Below are 21581 nucleotides of genomic sequence, written 5' to 3'. Positions count from 1 at the left end.
GTAGAAGATGAGTCTTTGGTATGACTTTCTCAAAAATGATGACAAATTAATATTCAAGTGGATGCACTATTTTCCAATCTATGAAAAACATTTTTCAGAGTGGAAAAACAAAACCCTGACCTTCATAGAGATCGGTGTTCTCGGTGGTGGCTCCCTGCAGATGTGGAAGCGATACTTCGGCCCTTTTGCAACCATTATTGGTGTAGATATCAACCCAGAATGCAAGCAGTATGAAGAGGATGGAGTCCACATCCGTATCGGGGACCAATCAGACCCTTTGTTTCTTCAGAAAATCATAGAAGAATTCGGCCAACCAGATATCGTGCTGGATGATGGAAGCCATCAAATGAAGCATGTGCGCGCGAGCTTTGACTTCCTCTATCCCAATCTGACAAAGAATGGGGTTTATATGATAGAGGACATGCACACTGCCTACTGGGAAGAGTTTGGTGGCGGAAAGAATAATCCGGAAACCTTCATCAATATCAGCAAGAACTATATTGATGATCTCAATGCGGATCACTCGCGCGGTGAAATAGCCTCCAACTTCATCACCAAGCACACATTCAGCATCAACTACTACGACAGCATCGTCGCCTTTCAGCGCGGCGATATCAAGATCAAGAAGGCACCCAGAACCGGATTATTCAATCTGATCGAAAGATTGAATCCGTAATTTCGGACCATGCGCTCCGGCTTCTGCCCCGTCTTGGTGGATTCGCATGAGACGGATCCTGATACAGCGGAATCTTGAGAGGCCACCAAAGAACAGGGCGATGGGAACTCGCCCTGCAACGGCTTGCAGCAGCTGACGGCTACCCGAATCGGCCAGGTCTGCGTCCTACATAGGCTTGGCCGTGGCGCCGAACTCCGAGGGCGAGATCCCGAAGTGGCGCTTGAAAGCCAGCGCATAGGCGCTATGGCTTTCATAGCCCGCATCCAGGGCGACTTGCAGAATCGGCCGCCCTGTAAGCAAGCCCTGCATGGATGCCAGCAGGCGTGCGCGCTGGCGCCAGCGGCCAAAACTCAGACCCGTGGCCCGCTGAAAATGCCGATGAAAGCTCTTCTCGCCCATGGCCAGCCGCTGCGCCCACTGGGTTGCCGTGGCCGGCAGGAACTGGCCTGAAGCACCCTCCCCGCTCAAGGCCTCGCAGACCCCGGCCATACGCTCATCCTGGGGCCAGGGCAGATGAAAGGACAGCGCCGGCGGACGGCTCAACTCCTGCAGCAGCAGCTCCACCACCAGATGCCGGCGGCGCATGGCATCTGCGGGCGCTGGGTCCTGCTCGGGCCAGCGGGCCACTTCGCTGATGAGCTCGCGCAGCAGCGGCGAGATCTCGATCACGCAGTCCTCGTCAGGCAGGCTCTGCGCGGCCTCGGCGCTCACGAACAGGCTGCGCACCTTGACCTGGCCGCGCATGCGCAGGCCATGAGCCACGCCTGCGCGCAGCCAGACGGCACGCGTGGGCGGCACCAGCCAGCGCCCGCCTTCGGCCAGCACCTCCAGCACACCCTGCACCGCATACAGCAACTGTCCGCAGTCATGGACATGGCTTTTGATGCGCTGACCAGCGCGGTAATCCTGGGCCAGGCCCGTGATCGGCAAGGGGGCGGCGGCGCGCAGCTCGGTCAGACCCTCGTGGCTGCAGTCCATGGTCGAAGCGGTGCAAAGATCAGGCATCTTGTCCAAATTCATTGAGCAATCGACAAATTCTATAGAGACAGACATCTCCCCCAAGCCTAAGCTTGGCGACACGTTTTCATTCAAGTCCCGTCCATCATGCGCTCAGCCTCTCTGCCCCTGCTACTAGCCCTGGCCCATGGCCGGGGTCTGGGCGCCTGCGCAGGCGCCGCATCCAGCACCCTCTCCCCCTGACCCCGGCCCGGCTCAGCTTCTTCGCGAAAGCAGGGGAGAGGGTGCCGCAGCCGCCTTGTGCGTTGCGGCCCATCCACTCCCATTGCCCCGAGAGGCCTGCATGCTTTCCAACCCCAAAACCAAGTACCAGCCCTATCCGCTCGTCGAGATGAGCCAGCGCCAATGGCCATCGCGCAGCCTGAGCCAGGCGCCGGTCTGGCTGTCCACCGATCTGCGCGACGGCAACCAGGCCTTGTTCGAGCCCATGAACCGCGAGCGCAAGCTGCGCCTGTTCCATGAGCTCGTGCGCCTGGGCTTCAAGGAGATCGAAGTCGGCTTTCCCTCGGCCTCGCAAACCGATTACGACATCGTGCGCCATCTGATCGACGAGCGCCTCATCCCCGATGACGTCACGCCCATGGTCATCACCCAGTTGCGCGAGGATCTGATCCGCACCACGGTGCAAAGTCTCCAAGGCGCGCGCCGCGCCATCATTCACTTCTACAACGCTGTGGCCCCGGCCTGGCGCGAGATCGTCTTCGGCATGCAGGTGCCCGAGATCATCGCCATGGTCGAGCAGCACATCGCGCTGCTGCGCGAGCTCACCGATGCCCAGCCCGAGACCGAATGGGTGCTGCAGTACTCGCCCGAGACCTTTTGCATGGCCGAGCTCGACGTGTCCCTGGCCGTGTGCAACGCCGCCATACGCGCCTGGGATGCAGGGCCTGAGCGGCCCATGATCATCAACCTGCCGACCACGGTCGAGGTCAGCACGGCGAATGTGTTTGCCGACCAGATCGAGTGGATGGACCAGCGGCTCGAGCGGCGCGAGCACATCGTGCTTTCCGTGCACCCGCACAACGATCGCGGCACGGGTGTGGCCTGTGCCGAACAGGCCTTGCTGGCCGGCGCCCAGCGCGTGGAGGGCTGTTTGTTCGGCAACGGCGAGCGCAGCGGCAACCTGGACATCGTGACCCTGGCCCTGAACCTCTACACCCAGGGAATCCCGCCAGGACTGGATTTTTCGGACATTGCCGCCGTGGCACGCATTGCCGAGGAATGCACGGCCCTGCCCATACATCCGCGCCACCCCTATGTGGGCGATCTGGTGTTCACGGCCTTCTCGGGATCGCACCAGGATGCGATCGCCAAGGGCTTTGCCGCACAAAAGCCCGATGCGCCCTGGCGCGTGCCCTATCTGCCCATAGACCCCAAGGACCTGGGCCGCACCTATGACAGCATCGTGCGCGTCAACAGCCAGTCGGGCAAAGGCGGCATCAGCTATCTGCTGGAGCGCGATCACGGCGTGCTCATGCCCAGGCGCATGCAGGTGGAGTTCAGTGCCGTGGTGCAGAAAAAGGCCGATGCCAGCGAGGCCGAGCTCAGCAGCGAAGCCTTGTGGCAGCTGTTTGCACAGACCTATCTGGCCACGGATGCCGGCCCCTGGCGCTACCTGGGCCATGAGCTGCAGGCCAGCGCGCGCGGCCAGGGCATTGCACTGCGGCTTGCGGCACCGGACGGCACGGCGCGCGAACTCCAGGGCCAGGGCCATGGCCCCGTGGAGGCCGCCGTGGACGCGCTCAACCAGGTTCTGCCAGCAGTACTGCGCATAGACCACTATGAAGAGCGCAGCCTGGGCACGGGCGCCCATGCCCAGGCCCTGGCCATCGTGGAGGCCGCCCTACCCGGCGTGGCCGGCACGCGCTTTGGTGCGGGGCGCGATGCCAACATCGTCACGGCCTCGATACAAGCCGTGCTGCAGGCCGCCAACCGGCTGCAACAAAGCATGGTCTGACCAGCCGCCCAGCCCTTCGCCTTAGAACGTGTTCACGCTCTAAGCGTGGCCCAGGGGTCAGGCCAGCAGCAAGCGCCCCATGGCCTCGGCATCGCTGCGCGATGCCGCCACGCGCAGCGGCACACCAAAGGCCTTTTCCATGGCGGGATAGCGTGCGGCCTCTTCGGCGCGCCGCTGGTCGTCGGGCTCGATGGTGATCAGGCCCTTGCAGAACTCGGCCAGCTGGCTTCGGTACTGTTTGAGCCACAGCACGCGCGCCTTGCGGTCCTGCTGCAACTGGGCCTGGGTGCCGGCGTCCGGCGCCGGCGGTTCACCCTCGTGGAACGAGGGATAGAGAATCACGAAGCGCTCGCCGCGCGCCAGCAAGGCCTGCATCTCCTGCTGCCAGGGGATGCCGCTGCCGGGTGCGCGCTCCAGCCCCGTGGTGTGGACCAGGGGAAACGCGCTCACATCGTGCAATGCAAAGCCGGTGTCTGAATGGATGCTCATCAAATACTCCTTGCAGCCCTGGTCGGCCCGGGGCTGCGTATCGGTTCTGAAACCAGTGCTGAAAATCTCTGCAGAGCCAAACGCTCAACGGGAATGATTCCCATTCTTCACAAAACCCTGAAATCAAGATAACGGCATCAGGCCAGAAAATACAGAAATTCGGCCAAAATAAGACCATGGTGGACTTGTACGCACGCGACTACAGCGAATCGCTGGACGGCCCAGCCCTCATTGCCGTGCGCGGCAGCGAGGCCCTGGAGGGCGACAGCCTCATGGGCCTGCGCGAATACGGCTGGCACAGTCATGCGCGCGGCCAGGTGTTCTGCGTGGAGCAGGGTCTGATCCATGTGGACACGCCCCATGGCGCCTGGCTGCTGCCGCCGCAGCGCGCGGGCTGGATGCCGCCCGGCATGCCCCACAAGATCCGGATCAGCGGCCAGCTCGGCGGCTGGATGCTGCTGGTCACGCCCGGCTACTGCGCGGGCCTGCCGCCCCAGCCTTGCGTGATCGGCACCAGCGCCGTGCTGCATGCCCTGGCGCTGCGCGCGGTGGAGTGGGACAAGCAGGCGGCTCTTGCGCCCGAACAGCTGCGCATGGCGGCCGTCATTCATGACGAGATACGGCGCGCCCCGCACGAGGACTTGCACCTGCCCATGCCGCGCGATGCCCGACTGCTGCGCATTGCGCATGCGCTGCTGCAGGACCCGGGCAATGTGCGCACGCTGGAGGACTGGGCCGCCTACGGCGCGTTGTCGCCGCGCACGCTGCGCCGGCTGATGCGGGCCGAGACCGGCATGGGCTTTGCACAGTGGCGCCAGCAGGCCCAGATCGCCCACGGGCTGGATCTGCTGGCCCAGGGCCTGCCCGTGGCCCGGGTCTCGGATGCGCTGGGCTATGCCTCGCCCAGCAACTTCATCGCCATGTTCCGCAAGGCGCTGGGCGACTCGCCCGCGCAGTATTTCGCACGTCGGCGCGCGATCTGAGACCGGCCACGCTCACTGCCCCGCAGGCTGGGGGTAGGTGCCGGGCAGCAGAATCTCCGGCCCCACGTTCTCGATGTCGGTGTGGCCGCAAAAGGCCATGGTCACATCGAGCTCCTTGTGGATGATCTGCAGCGCACGCGCCACGCCGGGCCTGCCGAAGGCCCCCAGGCCATAGAGAAAGCTGCGCCCTATCAAGGTGCCGCGTGCACCCAGGGCGCGGGCCTTGAGCACGTCCTGGCCGCTGCGTATGCCGCCGTCCATCCAGACTTCAATGCGCCTGTCCACGGCCTGGGCGATAGCCGGCAAGGCATCGATGGAGGCCGGTGCGCCATCGAGCTGGCGCCCGCCGTGGTTGCTCACGACCAGGGCGTCGGCCCCGCTGTCGGCCGCAAGCCTTGCGTCCTCGGCGTCCATGATGCCCTTGAGGATCAGCTTGCCGCCCCAGCGCTTCTTGACCCACTCCACATCCGCCCAGTTCAGCGTGGGATCGAACTGGTCTGCGGTCCACGAGGACAGCGAGCTCATGTCCGCCACGCCCGTGACATGGCCCACGATGTTGCCGAAGCTGCGGCGGCGGGTAGCGAGCATGCCCAGGCACCAGCGCGGCTTGGTGGCCAGGTTGATGAGGTTGGCAAGCGTCGGCCTGGGCGGCGTGGACAGGCCGTTCTTGATGTCCTTGTGGCGCTGGCCCAGGATCTGCAGATCCAGCGTGAGCTGCAGTGCCGAGCAGTTGGCGGCCTTGGCGCGCTCGATCAGCCGCTCCATGAAGTCGCGGTCGCGCATCATGTACAGCTGAAACCAGAACGGATGACGGCCCGTGTGCTCGGCAATGTCCTCCAGCGAGCAGATGCTCATGGTCGAGAGCGTGAACGGTATGCCGAACTCCTTGGCCGCCTGGGCCGCGAGGATCTCGCCATCCGCATGCTGCATGCCCGTAAGCCCCGTGGGCGCAATCGCCACCGGCATGGCCACGTCCTCGCCGACCATGGTGCTGCGCGTGCTGCGCCCCTGCATGTTCACGGCCACGCGCTGGCGCAGCTGGATCCTCTGGAACTGCGCCTCGTTGGCGCGATACGTCCCCTGGGTGTAGGAGCCCGAGTCCGCATAGTCATAGAACATGCGCGGCACGCGGCGCTCGGCCACCTGGCGCAGGTCTTCTATGCAGGTCATTTTGGAAAGATCAATGCCCATGGCTTCACCTCCGGTCTTGTTCTACAGCAATGGCGCAGATGGTAGTGCGAGCCGGCCTGCGCAGGCACTGTGGATGCGTGAAGGGATTTGCACAGGCCTTGAAATTTTCTACATGCAGGCATCTCAACGGCCGGCCTGCGAAGCCAGGACGCCGGCGCCGCGCACCTCCAGGTGGATGCTGTCCAGCACCTGGCCGCGCGCATCCAGCAGCTCGATGCGATGGCGCCCGGGCCAGGGCAGCCAGGCCGCGGTGCTGCCGCGCCCGATCTCGCGGCGGGCTTCGCGCGGCGCGCCGCGCCCGGGCGCAGCGGCGGCTGCAGGCACGGGCGTGACCATGCGCCAGCGCAGGCTCGCGTCCTGCCAGTCCGGCGCCGAGGCCGTGCCCGCCTGGCGCGCCACGAGCTGCACGCGCTGGCGCTCGGGCGGGATGTCGGGATCCAGCGCGAGAATCGTTCCATCGGCCGGGCGCGCAATGCGCAAGGCAACGGGCGCGGCGTGATCCGCTTCATCTTTTGAAGCTGCTTGCACGCGTCTGTTAACGATTTCAGATCGTTTCAATGCTGAATTGTCCTGAAGTCGAGCGCTAGCAGCTATGTTATTCATAGCGAAAAGCGCTTGCTGCGTACCTGCCATGAACCATTCGCTGCGCGCGCTCTCCAGCGGCAGGCCGCTGGCCGCATCGGGGCCGAAGCGCACGGCCTGCTGCACCACGCCGGCCGGGGCCTTGGGTGCGCGGCTGGTCTGGTGGCTGTGCAGAAAACCCATGATGGAGGCCCAGATGGGCGCTGCGCCGCTGGTGCCGCTGACCGAGTGCATGGCATCGCCGCGCGCATTGCCCACCCAGACGCCCACCGTGTAGCGCTGGGACCAGCCCAGGGCCCAGTTGTCGCGCATGTCCTTGCTGGTGCCGGTCTTGACCGCCGTCCAGAAACGCGTGGCCAGCACGCTGTCCGTGCCGAAGGTCGGCGCACGCGCGATGTTGTCGGACAGCATGTCGCCCACGATGAAGGCTGCGCGCTCGTCCAGGGCCTGCACCGCAGCCACGGGCGGGGCGCCCGGTATCCAGCTCGCAGGCGTGTAGCGCCCGCCATTGGCCAGTGCGCGAAAGGCATTCGTCAGATGCAGCAGCGGCACCTCGGCGCTGCCCAGGGCCAGGCTGAAGCCGTAGTAGCCGCCGCTCTCGCGCAGCGGCAGGCCCAGGCGCTGGAGCTGGGCAAAGAACGCATCGGGCGTGACCATGACCAGGGTGCGCACGGCCGGCACGTTGAGCGAGGACGCCAGGGCCGTGCGCACCGAGACCCAGCCCTTGAAGCGCCGGTCGTAGTTCTGCGGAATGTAGAGCCCGTTCTGCGTGGGGATGTGGGCCGAGGAGTCCTCGATCAGAGAGGCTGCGGTGAGGCGCTTTTCGGCAATCGCCTGACCATAGAGAAAGGGCTTGAGCGTAGAGCCCGGCTGGCGCATGGCCGTGACGCCGTCGACTTCGGCGGCCTGGCTCAGCGCTCCCGAGGAGCCCACCCAGGCCAGTACCTCGCCGCTGGCGTTGTCCAACACGATGATGGCACCATCCTCCACATTGCGCCCCTGCAGCTCGCGCAGATGCTGCTGCAGGCTGTTCACGGCAAAGCGCTGCAGCGGTGCGCTCAGGGTCGAGCGCACCTGGGCCCGGCCCTTGGCATCGGGCTGGGACAGCAGGCGCCGCGCCATGTGCGGGGCCACGCCTTCGCTGGCCGGCCACTGGCGGCGCTGCAGGATGCTGGCCGTATACAAGGCCATGGCCGAGCAGTCGCGCGCGGCCGCATCCTCGGGCGCCAGCGACTGCATGACGCCGCAGGCGCGGCTGGCCACGCGCTCGGGCGCCGCATTCGGCGCGCGCACCAGGGCCGCCGCAATCGCCGCCTCGCGCGCATCCAGGCCATGGGCCGCCTTGCCGAACAGGGTTCGCGACAAGGCATCGATGCCCACGATCTCGCTGCGAAACGGCACGAGGTTCAGATAGGCCTCCAGAATCTGGTCCTTGCGCCAGCGCCGGTCCAGCACCTGGGCGGCCACGGTCTGGCCTAGCTTTTGCACCACGGTCCTGCCGCCCGGCCCCTGGCGCCAGTCGCCATCCAGCAGGCCGGCGAGCTGCATGGTGATGGTGCTTGCTCCGCGCGTGCGCTGATTCCAGAGGTTGCCCCAGGCCGCAGCCGAGACCGCGCTCCAGTCCACGCCGCTGTGCTCGTAAAAGCGCTTGTCCTCGCTCAGAAGCAGGGCCGTGCGCAAGGCCGGCGAGATGTCGGCCAGCGCAATCCACTGGCCACGACGCACGCTGGCATCGGTGCGCTGGCGCTGCAGCAGCTCGCCTTCGCGCGACAGCAGCTCGGTCTCCGAAGACTTGTGCTCGCGGCGCACCTCGTCATAGCCGGGCAAGGCCTGGGCCGCACCCGCAGCAGCCAGAAAAAGCACTGCCGCGACAAGGCGCGGCAGAGAGGAAAAAGCAGGGGACGAATCGGTCATGAGGCCGGTATTGTCCCAAGCCCGGACTCAGGCGTCGAGAACACGCACGCCTTTCTTGATCTTGAAGGCCAGCAAGACCATGAGCAGACCCAGCAGCACCGCATACAGCGCCAGCACCCACAGCATGGCCATCATGCCGGCGCCGGGGTTGGCGAGCACGAAGCCGCCGAACAGCACGGACAGCACGCCGCCCAGCACCAGCAGCCACTCGCCCTCGATCTCCTGGCGCAGGCGCAGTGCGGCAATGATTTGCAGCACACCGGTGATCAGGGACCAGACCGCGATGTAGAGCGTCATCACCAGGGCCGTCACGCCCGGGGCCACCACGGTCAGCACGCCCACGATCACGCCCGCCAGACCCCACAGCAGCAGCACCCACCAGTGGCGGCTCAGCCCCCGGCCGCGAATCGCCGAATAAACGCCCAGCACGCCGTCCACAAAGATGAAGGCGCCAAAGGTGAACATCAGCGCCATCAGCGAGACCGCCGGCTGGGCAAAGGTGAGCACGCCAAAGGCCATGGCCACCAGGCCGCGCAGCAGCAACACCCACCAGGTGCGGTGAAGAATCGTGGACAGGGGATTGGGACGCATGGGCACTCCTTCGCAAGAATGCCTGCCACCTTGGAGCAGAGCCCGCCCACTGTCTGTAGGCCAAAATCCCCAAGCCGCCTGCGGCGGCGCCGGCCCTGACCTGGATCAAGCCCGGCGCCCGGCCGCCACCGCTCAGTCGCGCGGGTGCTGCCTGTGCCAGGACGTGGCCTGCTGGAAGGCCCAGCCCGCGCGCACCAGCAGGTCCTCGCGGAAATCCGGGGCCACGAACTGGAAGGCCACGGGCGCGCCCTGGGACGTGAGCCCTGCAGGCAGGGTGATCGTGGGGCTGCCCGTGAGGTCGAAAGGGCAGGTGTAGCGCAACATGCCCGAGAACAGCTCGGCATCGGAGCCGAACTCGGCCATGCGCTCCAGCGTGGGCCCCGCAAAGGCCGTGGCCGGGACCAGCAGCAGATCCACCTCGGCAAAGAGCGCGCGCACGCGGCCCGTGAAGTCCGCACGGCGCAGCAGCAGCCGCTGGTAGTCGGTTGCCGACAGCCCCAGGCCCAGGTCGATCAGCCCGGCCAGGCCCGGGCCATAGGCTTCGCGCCGCGCGGGAAAGGTCTGGGCATGGGCCACGGCCGTCTCGACCGCGCACAGCGGCGGCCAGTCGAGCACGGCCTGCGTCGCATCGGGAAAGCGGATCTCGTGCAGGCTTGCCCCCAGGCTCTGGGCCACGGCCAGCGCCTGCTCCACGGCCTGGCGGCTGGCCTCGTCCACGCCGTCCAGCGCCCATTGGCGATCCAGCCCCAGGCGCAGCCCGGTGAAGCCGCGCGTCATCGTGGCCAGGTAGTCGGGCACAGCCTGCTGGCTGGCCGTAGGGTCCTGCGGGTCGGCGCCCGCAATGGCCGCCAGCATGGCGCCTGCATCGGCAGCGCTGCGTGCCATCGGGCCTATGTGGTCCAGCGATGCGGCCAGCTCGAAGGAGCCGTGGCGGCTCACGCGCCCCCAGGTGGGCTTGATCCCCGTAACGCCATTGGCCGCCGAAGGAAAGCGTATCGAGCCCCCGGTGTCCGTTCCCAGCGCGCCAAAGCACAGCCCGGCCGCCGTGGCTACGCCCGAGCCGCTGGAGGAGGCACCGGGCCACAACTGCTCCCCCCAGGGGTTGAGCGGAGGCACGACGTCGGGATGGTGGTCGGCAAACGCGCCCTCGGTCTGCTGCAGCTTGCCCAGAATCACGGCCCCGGCCTCGCGCAGCCGGCGCACCACGCTCGCGTCCTCGGCAGGGCGGTAGTCACGGTTCAGCGGCATGCCGTGCGTGGTGGGCACGCCCTGGGTCCACAGAAGATCCTTGAGCGCCAGCGGCACGCCATGCAGGGCGCCGCGATGCCGGCCCTGGGCAATCTCCTGGTCGGCACGCCGGGCGTCCTCCAGGGCCTGTGGCCCCATTACCGTCACATAGCTGTGCAGCCGCGCATCCACGGCCTCTATGCGCGCCAGCATGTGGCGCGTGACTTCCTGCGAGGAAATGCGGCGCGACTGGATCTCGCGCCCCACCTCCAGCAGATCGAGATAGTGCAGTTCGTTGTCATTCATGGCATGTCTCCTGGCGCCAGGCGCTGGCGTCCTTTGTCATCTACAGATACTGCCGGCAGGCCGCTCAGGCCCTGCGGCAGCCTCATGCTAGACAGCCCGGGGCAAGCCGGCTTGCCTGTGCGGGACAGAGAGCTTGCTCAGGCGGCCAACAGGCTGCGCGGTGTGCAGCCAAAGGCCTTGCGAAAGGCGCGACTGAAGTGCGCGGCATCGGAAAATCCATGCACAAACGCGGCCTCGGTGACACTGGTGCAGCGCCCATCGAGCAAGGCCTGGCGGCTGGCCTCCAGCCGCAGTTGCCAGACCAGGCCCATGGGACTCTGGCCGTGTCTGGCAAAGGCCCGCGTCACGGTGCGCGGCGAGACATGGTGTTGCTGCGCCAGCGTCTGCAGCGACAGCTCGGTGGAGCCCAGGTGGTTGAGGATGTAGGCCTGGATGCGGCCATGCAGATCGCGCCTGGCACGCGGCTGGTGCGCGGGCACCTGCATCTCCAGCGCCAGGGCCAGCACATCGAGCAAAAGCATGCCGAAGCGCCGAGCCAAGGGCTCGCTCTGAGCCGATTCGGGCAAGGCCATGGCCTCGCCCAGCATGGCCCGCAGTGGCTCCACGCCCGGGCCCTGGCCGCCCAGGGCCAGGCCCGCGTGCGCCGGTGCCTGGGCAAAGCGCTGGACCAGCTCGGCACGCGGAATGCGCATCAGCAAAATGTCGCGGGGAGTGACCTCGAACTCGAAAGGCCTTGCGGCATCGTAGAGCACCAGATCGCCGGTCTTGAGCCTTGCCTGGCGCCCGCACTGGCGTACCTCGGCCCGGCCGTGCAGCAGATAGCCGAGCCACAGATCATCGCGCGCATGGGTGCGCAGATGGCTGGCATTGCGCACCCAGCTGTGGCTGGGCGCGGACATGGTGCTGAGCTCCAGCGGCCCCAGGGTGCGCAGCGTCAGCCGGGCCTCAAAGCCGTCGCCCGCGGCTTCTTTGCCGTCGGTGCGGCGGCTGTCGGCAGGAATGCAGTGGCGGCACACCACCTCATGCCAGTAGTCGAAGCGGTGGCGCGCCTCCTGGGTCTGGGTTGAATATTCGAGCAGCATGGCAGCTGCCCAGTATCCGCAAGACGCAGCCGGCTGGCATGCAGGTGTTTACCCGGCCAGCCGGTGCATGCCTGCTCAGCTGTGGCCTGGTGCGCGGTTGAGCAACTGGGTGCGCTGGTCGGCGCTCAGTGACAGATAGCGCTCGTACTGGCGCAGTATGTCGGCAATGATTTCCTCGGGGCGCAGGTACTGGATGTCGTAGCCCAGGCGTCCGTCCTCGAAGAAGGTCATGGGCTCGTAGACATGGCGCCGCGCCTGCTCGCTGGCGGCATCGCGCACCATGAAGGTCGGCACGGTGCGGCGCATGCTGCGCACGCCATAGACGAAGTCGCGCAGCGCGCCCGCAGGCACGGTCAGGCGCAGCTCGCCGCCCTCCACGTCCTCGCTGACCTGGGCGTTCACGCCGCGCTTTTGCATCTCGGCCGCGACCTCGCGCATGGCCGACAGCACGACGCCGGCAAGGAATTTGCGCACATCGCTGCGCGAGGGCTGGTGCACGATCTGCTCCAGGCGCTTGCGCCAGTGCTGGCCGCTCCAGAAATTCGAGGCCGGCGCCAGGTCCTGCTCGAAGTGGGCGCGGTCGGCCTGCAGGCCTCGGAACAGTCCATAGCAAAGCGAGAGCATGATCACGGCCACGGGCAGCGCTGCGACCAGGGTCATGGCCTGCAAGGCCTTGAGGCCGCCGGCCAGCAGCAACACCACGGCCGTGATGCCCAGCACCGCAGCCCAAAACAGGCGCTGCCAGACCGGCGAGCGTGGGTGGCCGCGCGAGGCGATGCTGTCCACCACATAGGCACCCGAGTCTGCCGAGGTCACGAAGAACACGGCGATCAGCAAGATGGCCAGCCAGGAAACTGCCTTGAACCAGGGCAGGTATTCGAAGAAGCGAAACAGCAGTGCATCCACATTGCTCGCCGCCTGGCCCAGCGCGCCATAGGCCACATGGGTGTCTATCCAGATCGCGCTATTGCCAAAGACGGTCATCCACAGCAGGTTGAAGGCCGTGGGAATGAGCAGCACGCCGATCACGAATTCGCGAATCGTGCGTCCGCGCGAGATGCGGGCGATGAACATGCCCACGAAGGGCGACCAGGATATCCACCAGGCCCAGTACAGAATGGTCCAGCCGCCAAACCAGCCGGTCTCGTTCGCGGGTTCGTAGGCAAAGGTGCGAAAGGACATCTGCACCAGGCTGGACAGGTAGCTGCCTATGTTTTCGCTCAGCGCCTGGAACAGAAACACCGTCGGTCCGGCAATGATCACAAAGCCCAGCAGCACAAAGGCCAGCACCAGGTTGAACTCGCTCAGCCGCCTCACGCCCTTGTCCAAGCCCGAGACCGCCGACAGCCCGGCCAATCCGACAACCACGACCACGACCCAGATGCGGAACACCGCCGTCGAGGTGTCCCAGCCCGTGAGCGTGTGCAGGCCCGCAGCCAGCTGCAGCGCGCCATAGCCCAGCGTGGTCGCAATGCCAGCAATCGTGCCCACAAGTGCAAACGCATCCACGCCATGGCCTATGGGCCCGTTGATGCGCTGCTTGAGCAGCGGGTAGAGCCCCGAGCGCATGGTCAGCGGCAGGTTGTAGCGAAAGCCGAAATAGGCCAGCACCAGGCCCATCACCCCGTAGACGGCCCAGGCGTGAAAGCCCCAGTGAAAGAACGTGGCCTGCAGCGCCTCGCGCGCTGCCCCGGGCGTGCCTACGAGCTCGGTCGGAGGCCGCAGATAGTGCTGCATGGGCTCGCCCACACCAAAGTACATGAGGCCTATGCCCATGCCTGCGGCAAACAGCATGGCTGTCCACGAGATAAAGCTGAACTCGGGCTCGGCATCGTCGGGACCCAGGCGTATGTCGCCAAAGCGGCTGGATGCAATCAGCACCAGGAACACCAGGAACAGCGTCACGGACACCGCATAGAACCAGTCGAAATGACCGACGACCCAGGCCTGGGCGCCGGAGAAGAACCGATCCGCATCCCTGGGCGAGACGGCGCAATACACCAGCAGCAGGCCCAGCACCAGCAGGGCCGGGATCACCACTGGCGCCGAGAACGTCATGCGCGCCATGGGCTCCGGTGGCGGCCCTGCAGCCGGGATCTCGGCGCTTGGCGTGGTCTGGGATGCGGTCTCTGGCATAGGCACTCTCTCTGTTTGATAGCTGCTTGCCCGTACCAGCGCCTGCTCGTTGGCTGCTCTGGCCGGGAGAAAAAAGCAAGCGAGTATGAAGTTAATGTGACCACCTGTAAGTCAGACGACAGCTTGAAAACGCCGGCCATCAGCCCTTTGTCAGCATTGCAGTGCTTTCAAGTCATTTGCGGCGGGTGTCCGACCTTCACTCTCCGTCTTGCGGGGAAATGGAATAAGCTCGCCGCGACCTTTACCGCTGAAAGCCGCTGCACCACGACCTCACATGCGTCTTATCCGAACCCCCAGCATGGCCGCGCTGAGCGCATTTGAAGCGGCCTCAAGGCATGAGAGCTTTTCGCTTGCGGCGCGCGAGCTGGCGCTCACCGAAAGCGCCATCTCCAGGCAGATCAATCTGCTGGAGGAGAACCTGGGCGTGTCGCTGTTCGTGCGCGTCAAGCAGCGCGTACTGCTGACGCGCGCAGGACGCCTGTACAGCGAGCAGGTGCGGGCTTCGCTGCAGGCCCTCAAGCGCGATACCCTGGCCCTGGCCGCCCATGGCAGCGGCAACAACAGCCTGGAGCTGGCCGTGCTGCCCACGTTCGCCCAGGAGTGGCTGATCCCGCGCCTGCCCGGCTTTTATGCCCGTCACCCCGAGGTGCGCATCAACATGGGCGTGAGAAGCAATCCCTTCTCGTTCGAGGAAGAGCATTTCGAGGCCGCGATACACCATGGCCAGCCCATCTGGCCCCAGGCCACGTCGGAGCTGCTTTTCGGCGAGACCATGGTTCTCGTGGCCCACCGCGACCTCATTGGCGAGCGTCTGCGCGAACCTGCGGATGTGCTCAGATTTCCGCTGCTGTACTCGACCACGCGCCCCGATTCCTGGCGTCACTGGTTCGAGGCCGCAGGCCTTGCCAGCGCCGCGCCGCCGGCACGCAGTGCAGGCTTTGAGCTGCACTCCATGGCCGTGCGCGCAGCCGAGTCCGGCCTGGGCATTGCACTCGTGCCCGAGTTCTTCGTGCCCGACAGTGCCTGGGCCGCAGGGCTGATACGCGCCCATGGACTGAGCCTGAGGATCAAGGACTGCTATTACCTGGTCTACCCGGACTCCATGCGCCACAACCACCCCTTCGAACATTTCAGGCAGTGGCTGCTGGAACAGGCCCAGGCCTTCAGGCTCGATGCCGAACCCCTGGCTCACGGCTGACCCCGCAACGGGTTGACCCAGGTTTTCCCGAGCGTCACTCTCGCCCGCAGGCGTTTTGCGGGCTTTTTTCATGCAAAGCCCAAGGGTTTGCCCGCAAACTCTTACAAATACTGCGCAAAACTCATCATGTGGCAAATTTAAATCGCTTTACCCAAGGGGTGGCCAAGAAAAGAATGCACAAAAAGTCTTGACCTCATGATCGGAAAGCGCTGCTCTCGCTCGCTCCTGTTCATGGGGATGCCTGTCCAAGGGAAGCCATGTACTCATTCGCCAAAGCCTTTGTGAATCCGGCCAGCTCGCCGATTCGCGATCTCTTCAAATACCTCAGCGATCCCGAGATGATCTCGTTCGCAGGCGGCTACCCGGACCCGGCGCTGTTCGATGTCACGGGTCTGGAAAAGGCCTCGACCCGCGCCTATGCGAACAGCCTGTCCTGCCTGCAATACGGCAATACCGACGGCACGCCCCAGATCAAGACCGAGATCATGCGCCTCATGCAAAAGCGCAGCGTTGTCACCCAGGCCGAGAATATCGTGGTCACCACGGGCTCGCAGCAGGCTTTCGATCTGCTGCTGCGCGTGCTCATCGACGAGGGCGACCTGGCGCTGGTGGAGAACCCGACCTATCCCACCAACATCCAGGCATTGCGCGTGCACGGCGCCAGGCTCATGGCCCTGCCTTGCGATGCTCAGGGCCTGGACGTGATTGCGCTGGAGCAGTTGCTCAACAGCGGCGCCAGGCCCAAGCTGCTCTACACCGTGCCCACCTTCGGCAATCCCAGCGGCAGCTGCATGAGCCTTGCGCGACGCCTGCGCCTGCTGGAGCTGGCCGCAGCCCACGGCTTTGTGCTGGTGGAGGATGATCCCTATGGCGACCTGCGTTTCTCGGGAGAAAGCCTGCCTTCGCTGGCCGCCCTTGCGCCCCAGGTGCCCGGAGCCAACGACTGGGTCGTGCACATGGCCAGCCTGTCCAAGATCGTGGCGCCGGGGTTGCGCGTGGCCTGGAGCGTGGCGCCAGCCGCCATCGCCCACCGTTGCTATGTGGCCAAGCAAAGCGCCGATGTCGGCAGCTCGCCCTGGACCCAGAGCATTGCCGCCGAGTACCTGGCCAGCGATGCACTGCACTCGCACCTCGACAGAATCCGTGACGGCTACCGCCAAAAATGCGCGGCGCTGTGCCAGGCACTGAGCGAACGCCTGGGTCATGCGCTGCACTTTGAGCAGCCCCAGGGCGGCATGTTTGTCTGGGCCAGACTGAGCCACGGTCTTGCCGCCGCCGAGCTGCTCAAGCATGCGCTGGAGCGCAAGGTCATGTTCGTGCCGGGCACGGGCTTTCATGTGGACAGCCCCGATGTCACAACGCTGCGCCTGTCGTTTGCAGCGCCCTCGGTTGTCCAGATACGCGAAGGCGTGGACCGCCTTGCCCAAGCCTGGCAAGCAGCCCAGGCCTGAAATCAATACCACCTCAACAGAACATGGAGATAGACAAGTGAACGGTGCAAAGAGTTTGGTCAAGACCCTGCTGGCCTCGGGCATAGATGTTTGCTTTGCCAACCCCGGCACCAGCGAGATGCACTTCGTGGCCGCGCTCGACCAGGTGCCCGGCATGAAGTGCGTGCTGGGCCTGCAGGAGAACATCGTCACCGGCATGGCCGATGGCTATTTCCGCATTGCGCGCAAGCCCGCATGCACCTTGCTGCACTGCGGCCCGGGCCTGGCCAACGGCATGGGCAATCTGCATAACGCACGCCGTGCGCGCAGCGGCATCGTCAACATCGTGGGCGACCAGGCGGTCTACCACCGTCCCTTCGATGCGCCGCTCACCGCCGATACCACGGCCATGGCGCAAACCCTGTCCCAGTGGGTGCACACCAGCACCGACACCCCGTCTCTGGGTCGTGATGCGGCCGAGGCCGTGCGCGCGGCAAATCGCTTTCCGGGACAGATTGCCACCCTGGTGCTGCCCGCCGACGTTTCCTGGCAGGAAGGCGGCGAGCCCGGCTCCCCCTTGCCGGCGATAGCACCCCCTGCCGTGGACCGCCACGCCGTGGAGAATGCGGCGCGCACGCTGCGTGACCATGGCGGCCAGGTCCTGATGCTGCTGGCCGGCCACGCGGTTCTGCCCCAGGGCCAGGCCCTGGCCTGGCGCGCAGCCAGTGCCACCGGCGCCAGGCTCATGGCCGATTATGTGAATGCCCATGTGGCGCGTGGGCGCGGACGCTTGCAGCTGGATCGCGTGCCGTACGACATGCAGGCCGCCATCAAGTCCCTGGCCCAGTTCAAGCACATCATCCTTGTGGGCGCCAAGCCGCCCGTGGGCTTTTTCGGCTACCCGGATACGCCCTCCATCCAGCACGCAGCCGATGCGCAAATCCATGTACTGTCACGCCCCGACCAGGACCCCGTCCAGGCCTTGAGCGAGCTGGTCTCGGCCCTGAATGCGCCTGAAGTCGCCATCCCCGATCCGGGCCCACGCCCCGAAGCCGCCAGCGGCGCGCCCACGCCCGAAGGCCTGGCCCAGACCGTGGCCGCGCTCATGCCCGAGAACGCCATCGTCTCCGACGAAAGCATTTCCTACGGCCGGGGCTTTTACAAGTTCACCCATGCAGCGCCCGCCCATGACTGGCTGCACCTGTCGGGCGGCGCCATTGGCGACGGCATGCCGATTGCCACGGGCGCGGCGCTGGGCGCAGGCGGCCAGCGCCGCGTAATCAACCTGCAGGCCGACGGCTCGGCCATGTACTCGCTGCAATCGCTGTGGACCCAGGCGCGCGAGCAATTGCCCGTGACCACCATCATTCTCAACAACAGCAAATACAACATCCTCATCGGCGAATACAAGAACGTGGGAGCCGTACCCGGCGACACGGCCATGAGCATGCTGGATCTGGGCAACCCCGGCATCAGCTGGGTGCGGCTGGCCGAGGGCATGGGCGTGGAGGCTGCGCGCGCCACGAGCATGGAGCAATGCGCCGAGCTCATGCGCACCAGCTTTGACAAAACCGGACCGTTCCTGATCGAGCTCATGGTCTGACCCACAAGCCCCGGCCCTGGCCGGGGCTTGAATAGCAATTGAATTGCACTTGAGCAGTGCTTGGACTGCAATGCCATCAGAGACAGATAAAACAATTCCAGGAGACAAGATGAGCCACTTCAACCCTTTGCCCCGCACCCCCTCCATGACTGGCCGTCTGGCCCATGGGAACTCCACGATCCGGTAGGCCTGCGTCCGGCATCCAGCCCTGGCGCTGACTGCCTGCCTACCAAGCCCGGCTTGCCCTGTCTGTCTGCGTCATGCTGCAGGCAGCGGCAGAGCCGTACCCGGCTGCCTCATCCTGGAGACCTCTGTTGACCAAGAATCCATCCTTTCCCGACATCAGTCCCTATCTGGGCCGGCTGATCGCGTTTCGCCGCGACATGCATGCCAACCCCGAGCTTTGCTATGAAGAGCACCGCACGGCGGACCAGATCGCCGCCTACCTGCAGGCTCTGGGACTGCCCATGGTGCGCGGCCTGGGCAAGACCGGCATTGTTGCCACCCTGCGCGGACGCGGCCCGAATGCCGACGCACCCGAGCGCAGCATCGGTCTGCGCGCCGACATCGATGCCCTGCCCATGCAGGAGCACAACCGCTTCGCCCATGCAAGCCAGCATGCGGGCCGCATGCATGGCTGCGGCCATGACGGCCACACGGCCATGCTGCTGGGCGCGGCCACCTTGCTGACCCAGCAGCCCGACTTCGACGGCACGGTGCACTTCATCTTCCAGCCTGCCGAAGAAGGTGGTGCAGGCGCCAAGGCCATGATGGAGGACGGCCTGTTCACGCGCTTTCCGATGCGCGCAGTGTTCGCGCTGCACAACTGGCCGGCCCTGCCTGCGGGCCAGATGGGGGTGCGTGCAGGCCCCATCATGGCCTCGGCCAACCGCTTCGAGATCCGCGTCCAAGGCGTGGGCGGCCATGGCGCCCAGCCTCACACCACCATAGACCCCGTGCCCGTGGCCTGCGCCATCGTGAGTCAGCTGCAACTGCTAGTCTCGCGCAACCTGGACCCGCTGGACAGCGCCGTGATCACCGTGGGCCAGGTCGAGGCCGGCAGCATGGAAAACATCATCCCCTCGGAGGCCGTGATACGCGGCACCTGCCGTACCCTCAAGCCGCAGACACGCAAGCTCATGCACGAAGGCATTGAGCGCATCGCCAACCATGTGGCCCAGGCTCACCAGGCCAGGGCCACGGTGAACATGAAGCCCGGCTACCCAAGCACGGTCAACCACGAGATGGAAGCCTTGTTCATGGCCGAGGTCATGCGCGAGGTCGCAGGCGCCAACATGGCCCATGGCGATGTGCTGCCTGCCATGACGGGCGAGGACTTTGGCTTCATGCTCGAAGCCATGCCAGGTTGCTACGGCTTCATAGGCAATGGCCCAAAGAATGGCCCGGGCGTGAACCTGCACAGCAGCGACTACGACTTCAACGACGACGTCCTGGGCCTGGGAGCCACCTTCTGGGACCGGCTGGTCAGGCGCTGGTGTAAGCAATGGGATACCCCCTGAGTCGCCTTCGGCGCCATCCCCCAAGGGGGACGACAGCCTCGCCGACCTGGGACACAAAGCTGCCCTTGCTCGCTGCCCCTCGCCTTGGCCCGCGTCGGTTTTATGCGCTATTCACCTGGCCTCCTGCCACCGCCATTCACGCTCTCTTTCGAATCCCCACCACCTGTTGAGCACGCACCATGAAAAAACACATCGCCACCGCTCTCTCGTCCACTTCCATGCAGCGCCGCCAGTTGCTGCTCGCCGGCCTGGCCGCAGCGGCGGGCGCACACGGCCATGCCTGGGCATCGACCTCGGCTTGGCCAACCAAGCCCGTGCGCCTCATCGTTCCCTTTCCGCCGGGCGGCACCACCGATGCCGCAGCGCGCCTGATCGCCGAGCACATGGGGCCCACACTGGGTCAGCCCCTGGTCGTGGAAAACCGCCCCGGCGCAGGCGGCGTCACAGGCATGGACGTGCTGGCCAAGGCCAATGACGGCCACACCATCTGCTTTGCGCCCATCAGTCCGCTGACACTGCTGCCCTACCTGAGCAGCGCCCCCTATAACGCCCAGAAGGATTTCGCACCACTGGGATCGGTCATGTACACACCGGTCTACATATTGGCCACCACGGCTTTCACGGGCAAAACCTTTGAAGACGTGCTCACCCAGGCGCGCGCACGACCCGGCAAGCTCTCCATAGGCACGCCAGGGCTGGGCACGCTGGGCAGCCTCATGGTCGAGCAGATCAAGCGCAATGCCAAGGTTGACCTGCTGCACGTGCCCTACAAAGGCGACAGCCAGCTGATCGCCGATGCCGTGGGTGCGCATTTCGATCTACTGACCATCAACCCCAGCCCCAACCTCAACGGTCTCATCACCCAGGGAAAGCTACGCATCCTCGCCGTGACCGGGCCGGCGCGCCTGCCCAGCCTGCCCCAGACTCCAACGCTGGCCGAGCTGAACCTGCCCCAGGCGAATATGACTTCGCGCTTCGGCATGTATGCGCCGGCCAATACACCACCCGAACTGGTCCAGCGCCTGAATACCGAGATCAACCGCATCCTGGCCCTCAAAAACGTGCAGGAGCAGCTCACCAGCCGGGACAACGTCATCGCCCCCATGTCGCCCGCACAGTTCGAAGAACTCCTCAAAAAGGAAGCCGCAACCAACGAGCGCATCATCCGCGAGGCGGGAATACGGCTGGAGTCCTGACCATACGCAAAACCATTTGACGACCAGCCACCCAGGCTGGTTTTTTCTCAATACAAGCCCGGAGGAATTTAACAAAGCAAAAAGGGTTAATTCGCTCGATTGATATGTATGTTCGTAAGCGCATGCCTGTAACCAGGTTCAACTCCTTTCAAGGACAGATCCCCGCATGAGTCGCACCATACAAGTAGATTCTCCGGCCATGCCCAGCCTTTTGGGCCTTCCTGCATTGGAATTCAAATCCCTGCAAGGCCACGAATCTCTGGGACAGCTGTTTTGCTACACGGTCGAGCTGCAGACTCCGGACAGCCCGGCACTTACCGAAACGGTCACGGCCAACCTGCCGATCAAGGATCTGGTGGGCCAGGAGTTCTCGGTACGCATAGCGCTCGATGGCAAGGGGGTCTTGGGCGCTCTGGCGGCACCGGGCCTGCAAATGAACATCGTCAGCGCCACAGATAGTGACGGCGAGGGTGGTGGGAGCCG

16 protein-coding genes and 1 pseudogene are annotated in these 21581 nt (G+C 65.3%); 9 read left to right on the top strand and 8 right to left on the bottom strand.

Annotation, left to right across the window (positions count from 1 at the left end; translation table 11 throughout):
• Positions 1 to 7 precede the first annotated feature (7 nt).
• The gene (locus tag G486_RS21955; RefSeq protein WP_034387213.1) at positions 8 to 676 is read left to right on the top strand and encodes a class I SAM-dependent methyltransferase; all 669 of its coding nucleotides are present in this window, start codon (positions 8 to 10) and stop codon (positions 674 to 676) included.
• A 165-nt stretch (positions 677 to 841) separates the two neighbouring features.
• Here G486_RS21955 and G486_RS0109895 read toward each other — a convergent pair whose 3' ends face one another.
• Entirely contained in the window at positions 842 to 1654 is an 813-nt protein-coding gene (locus G486_RS0109895; RefSeq protein ID WP_051303371.1) for an AraC family transcriptional regulator, read from the bottom strand.
• Positions 1655 to 1976: 322 nt separating this feature from the next.
• Between G486_RS0109895 and G486_RS0109890 the strand changes: the two genes are divergently transcribed.
• Complete coding sequence (locus tag G486_RS0109890) at positions 1977 to 3650, top strand: 2-isopropylmalate synthase (protein WP_027015402.1); 1674 nt, start codon at positions 1977 to 1979, stop codon at positions 3648 to 3650.
• A 57-nt stretch (positions 3651 to 3707) separates the two neighbouring features.
• Here G486_RS0109890 and G486_RS21950 read toward each other — a convergent pair whose 3' ends face one another.
• Positions 3708 to 4139 carry a hypothetical protein gene (locus G486_RS21950; protein WP_051303369.1) on the bottom strand — a complete coding sequence of 144 codons (432 nt, stop codon included), beginning with the start codon at positions 4137 to 4139 and terminating at the stop codon, positions 3708 to 3710.
• Positions 4140 to 4315: 176 nt separating this feature from the next.
• Here G486_RS21950 and G486_RS0109880 point away from each other — a divergent pair, with 176 nt between their 5' ends.
• The gene (locus G486_RS0109880) at positions 4316 to 5122 is read left to right on the top strand and encodes an AraC family transcriptional regulator (protein WP_027015401.1); all 807 of its coding nucleotides are present in this window, start codon (positions 4316 to 4318) and stop codon (positions 5120 to 5122) included.
• Positions 5123 to 5134: 12 nt separating this feature from the next.
• Here G486_RS0109880 and G486_RS0109875 read toward each other — a convergent pair whose 3' ends face one another.
• The 6 genes from G486_RS0109875 to G486_RS0109850 form a co-directional block, all read right to left on the bottom strand.
• Positions 5135 to 6313 carry an alpha-hydroxy acid oxidase gene (locus G486_RS0109875; RefSeq protein ID WP_027015400.1) on the bottom strand — a complete coding sequence of 393 codons (1179 nt, stop codon included), beginning with the start codon at positions 6311 to 6313 and terminating at the stop codon, positions 5135 to 5137.
• Positions 6314 to 6436: 123 nt separating this feature from the next.
• Complete coding sequence (pbpC, locus tag G486_RS0109870) at positions 6437 to 8809, bottom strand: penicillin-binding protein 1C (protein WP_034387210.1); 2373 nt, start codon at positions 8807 to 8809, stop codon at positions 6437 to 6439.
• A 27-nt stretch (positions 8810 to 8836) separates the two neighbouring features.
• Positions 8837 to 9400: an HdeD family acid-resistance protein gene (locus tag G486_RS0109865; RefSeq protein WP_027015398.1), complete on the bottom strand. Its 564-nt coding sequence runs from the start codon at positions 9398 to 9400 to the stop codon at positions 8837 to 8839.
• A 132-nt stretch (positions 9401 to 9532) separates the two neighbouring features.
• A complete protein-coding gene (locus tag G486_RS0109860; RefSeq protein ID WP_027015397.1) occupies positions 9533 to 10933 on the bottom strand; it encodes an amidase in 1401 nt (466 codons plus the stop codon).
• Between the two features lie 137 nt (positions 10934 to 11070).
• On the bottom strand, positions 11071 to 12015 hold the full coding sequence (locus tag G486_RS0109855) for a helix-turn-helix domain-containing protein (RefSeq protein ID WP_027015396.1): 945 nt from the start codon (positions 12013 to 12015) through the stop codon (positions 11071 to 11073).
• A gap of 75 nt (positions 12016 to 12090) precedes the next feature.
• Entirely contained in the window at positions 12091 to 14151 is a 2061-nt protein-coding gene (locus G486_RS0109850) for a BCCT family transporter (protein WP_051303367.1), read from the bottom strand.
• A gap of 274 nt (positions 14152 to 14425) precedes the next feature.
• Here G486_RS0109850 and G486_RS0109845 point away from each other — a divergent pair, with 274 nt between their 5' ends.
• From G486_RS0109845 to G486_RS21945, 6 genes and pseudogenes are all read left to right on the top strand, one after another.
• Positions 14426 to 15349, top strand: coding sequence for a LysR substrate-binding domain-containing protein (locus G486_RS0109845; protein WP_027015394.1), 924 nt, complete (start codon positions 14426 to 14428; stop codon positions 15347 to 15349).
• Positions 15350 to 15606: 257 nt separating this feature from the next.
• A complete protein-coding gene (locus G486_RS0109840; RefSeq protein ID WP_027015393.1) occupies positions 15607 to 16800 on the top strand; it encodes an aminotransferase-like domain-containing protein in 1194 nt (397 codons plus the stop codon).
• Between the two features lie 37 nt (positions 16801 to 16837).
• Positions 16838 to 18382 (top strand): acetolactate synthase large subunit, encoded by a 1545-nt coding sequence (locus G486_RS0109835; protein WP_027015392.1) that lies wholly within the window; start codon positions 16838 to 16840, stop codon positions 18380 to 18382.
• A gap of 314 nt (positions 18383 to 18696) precedes the next feature.
• Positions 18697 to 19902, top strand: coding sequence for a M20 aminoacylase family protein (locus tag G486_RS0109830; protein ID WP_034387206.1), 1206 nt, complete (start codon positions 18697 to 18699; stop codon positions 19900 to 19902).
• A 179-nt stretch (positions 19903 to 20081) separates the two neighbouring features.
• Positions 20082 to 21098, top strand: a complete 1017-nt coding sequence (locus tag G486_RS0109825; RefSeq protein ID WP_156919980.1) for a Bug family tripartite tricarboxylate transporter substrate binding protein — start codon at positions 20082 to 20084, stop codon at positions 21096 to 21098.
• Positions 21099 to 21264: 166 nt separating this feature from the next.
• Positions 21265 to 21581 (top strand): annotated as a pseudogene (locus G486_RS21945) (hypothetical protein); the annotation flags it as partial.

The organism is Comamonas composti DSM 21721 (assembly GCF_000429845.1).
Taxonomy (GTDB): domain Bacteria; phylum Pseudomonadota; class Gammaproteobacteria; order Burkholderiales; family Burkholderiaceae_C; genus Comamonas; species Comamonas composti.
This window is presented reverse-complemented; position numbering and strand designations above follow the sequence as displayed.

Excerpts from the sequence above, each read along its gene's own strand:
- G486_RS0109860 (WP_027015397.1), bottom strand. The coding sequence starts at position 10,933 with ATGAATGACAACGAACTGCACTATCTCGATCTGCTGGAGGTGGGGCGC.
- G486_RS0109865 (WP_027015398.1), bottom strand. The coding sequence starts at position 9,400 with ATGCGTCCCAATCCCCTGTCCACGATTCTTCACCGCACCTGGTGGGTG.
- pbpC (WP_034387210.1), bottom strand. The coding sequence starts at position 8,809 with ATGACCGATTCGTCCCCTGCTTTTTCCTCTCTGCCGCGCCTTGTCGCG.
- G486_RS0109850 (WP_051303367.1), bottom strand. The coding sequence starts at position 14,151 with ATGCCAGAGACCGCATCCCAGACCACGCCAAGCGCCGAGATCCCGGCT.
- G486_RS0109825 (WP_156919980.1), top strand. The coding sequence starts at position 20,082 with ATGAAAAAACACATCGCCACCGCTCTCTCGTCCACTTCCATGCAGCGC.
- G486_RS21950 (WP_051303369.1), bottom strand. The coding sequence starts at position 4,139 with ATGAGCATCCATTCAGACACCGGCTTTGCATTGCACGATGTGAGCGCG.
- G486_RS0109845 (WP_027015394.1), top strand. The coding sequence starts at position 14,426 with ATGCGTCTTATCCGAACCCCCAGCATGGCCGCGCTGAGCGCATTTGAA.
- G486_RS0109840 (WP_027015393.1), top strand. The coding sequence starts at position 15,607 with ATGTACTCATTCGCCAAAGCCTTTGTGAATCCGGCCAGCTCGCCGATT.
- G486_RS0109855 (WP_027015396.1), bottom strand. The coding sequence starts at position 12,015 with ATGCTGCTCGAATATTCAACCCAGACCCAGGAGGCGCGCCACCGCTTC.
- G486_RS21955 (WP_034387213.1), top strand. The coding sequence starts at position 8 with ATGAGTCTTTGGTATGACTTTCTCAAAAATGATGACAAATTAATATTC.
- G486_RS0109875 (WP_027015400.1), bottom strand. The coding sequence starts at position 6,313 with ATGGGCATTGATCTTTCCAAAATGACCTGCATAGAAGACCTGCGCCAG.
- G486_RS0109890 (WP_027015402.1), top strand. The coding sequence starts at position 1,977 with ATGCTTTCCAACCCCAAAACCAAGTACCAGCCCTATCCGCTCGTCGAG.
- G486_RS0109895 (WP_051303371.1), bottom strand. The coding sequence starts at position 1,654 with ATGGACTGCAGCCACGAGGGTCTGACCGAGCTGCGCGCCGCCGCCCCC.
- G486_RS0109880 (WP_027015401.1), top strand. The coding sequence starts at position 4,316 with ATGGTGGACTTGTACGCACGCGACTACAGCGAATCGCTGGACGGCCCA.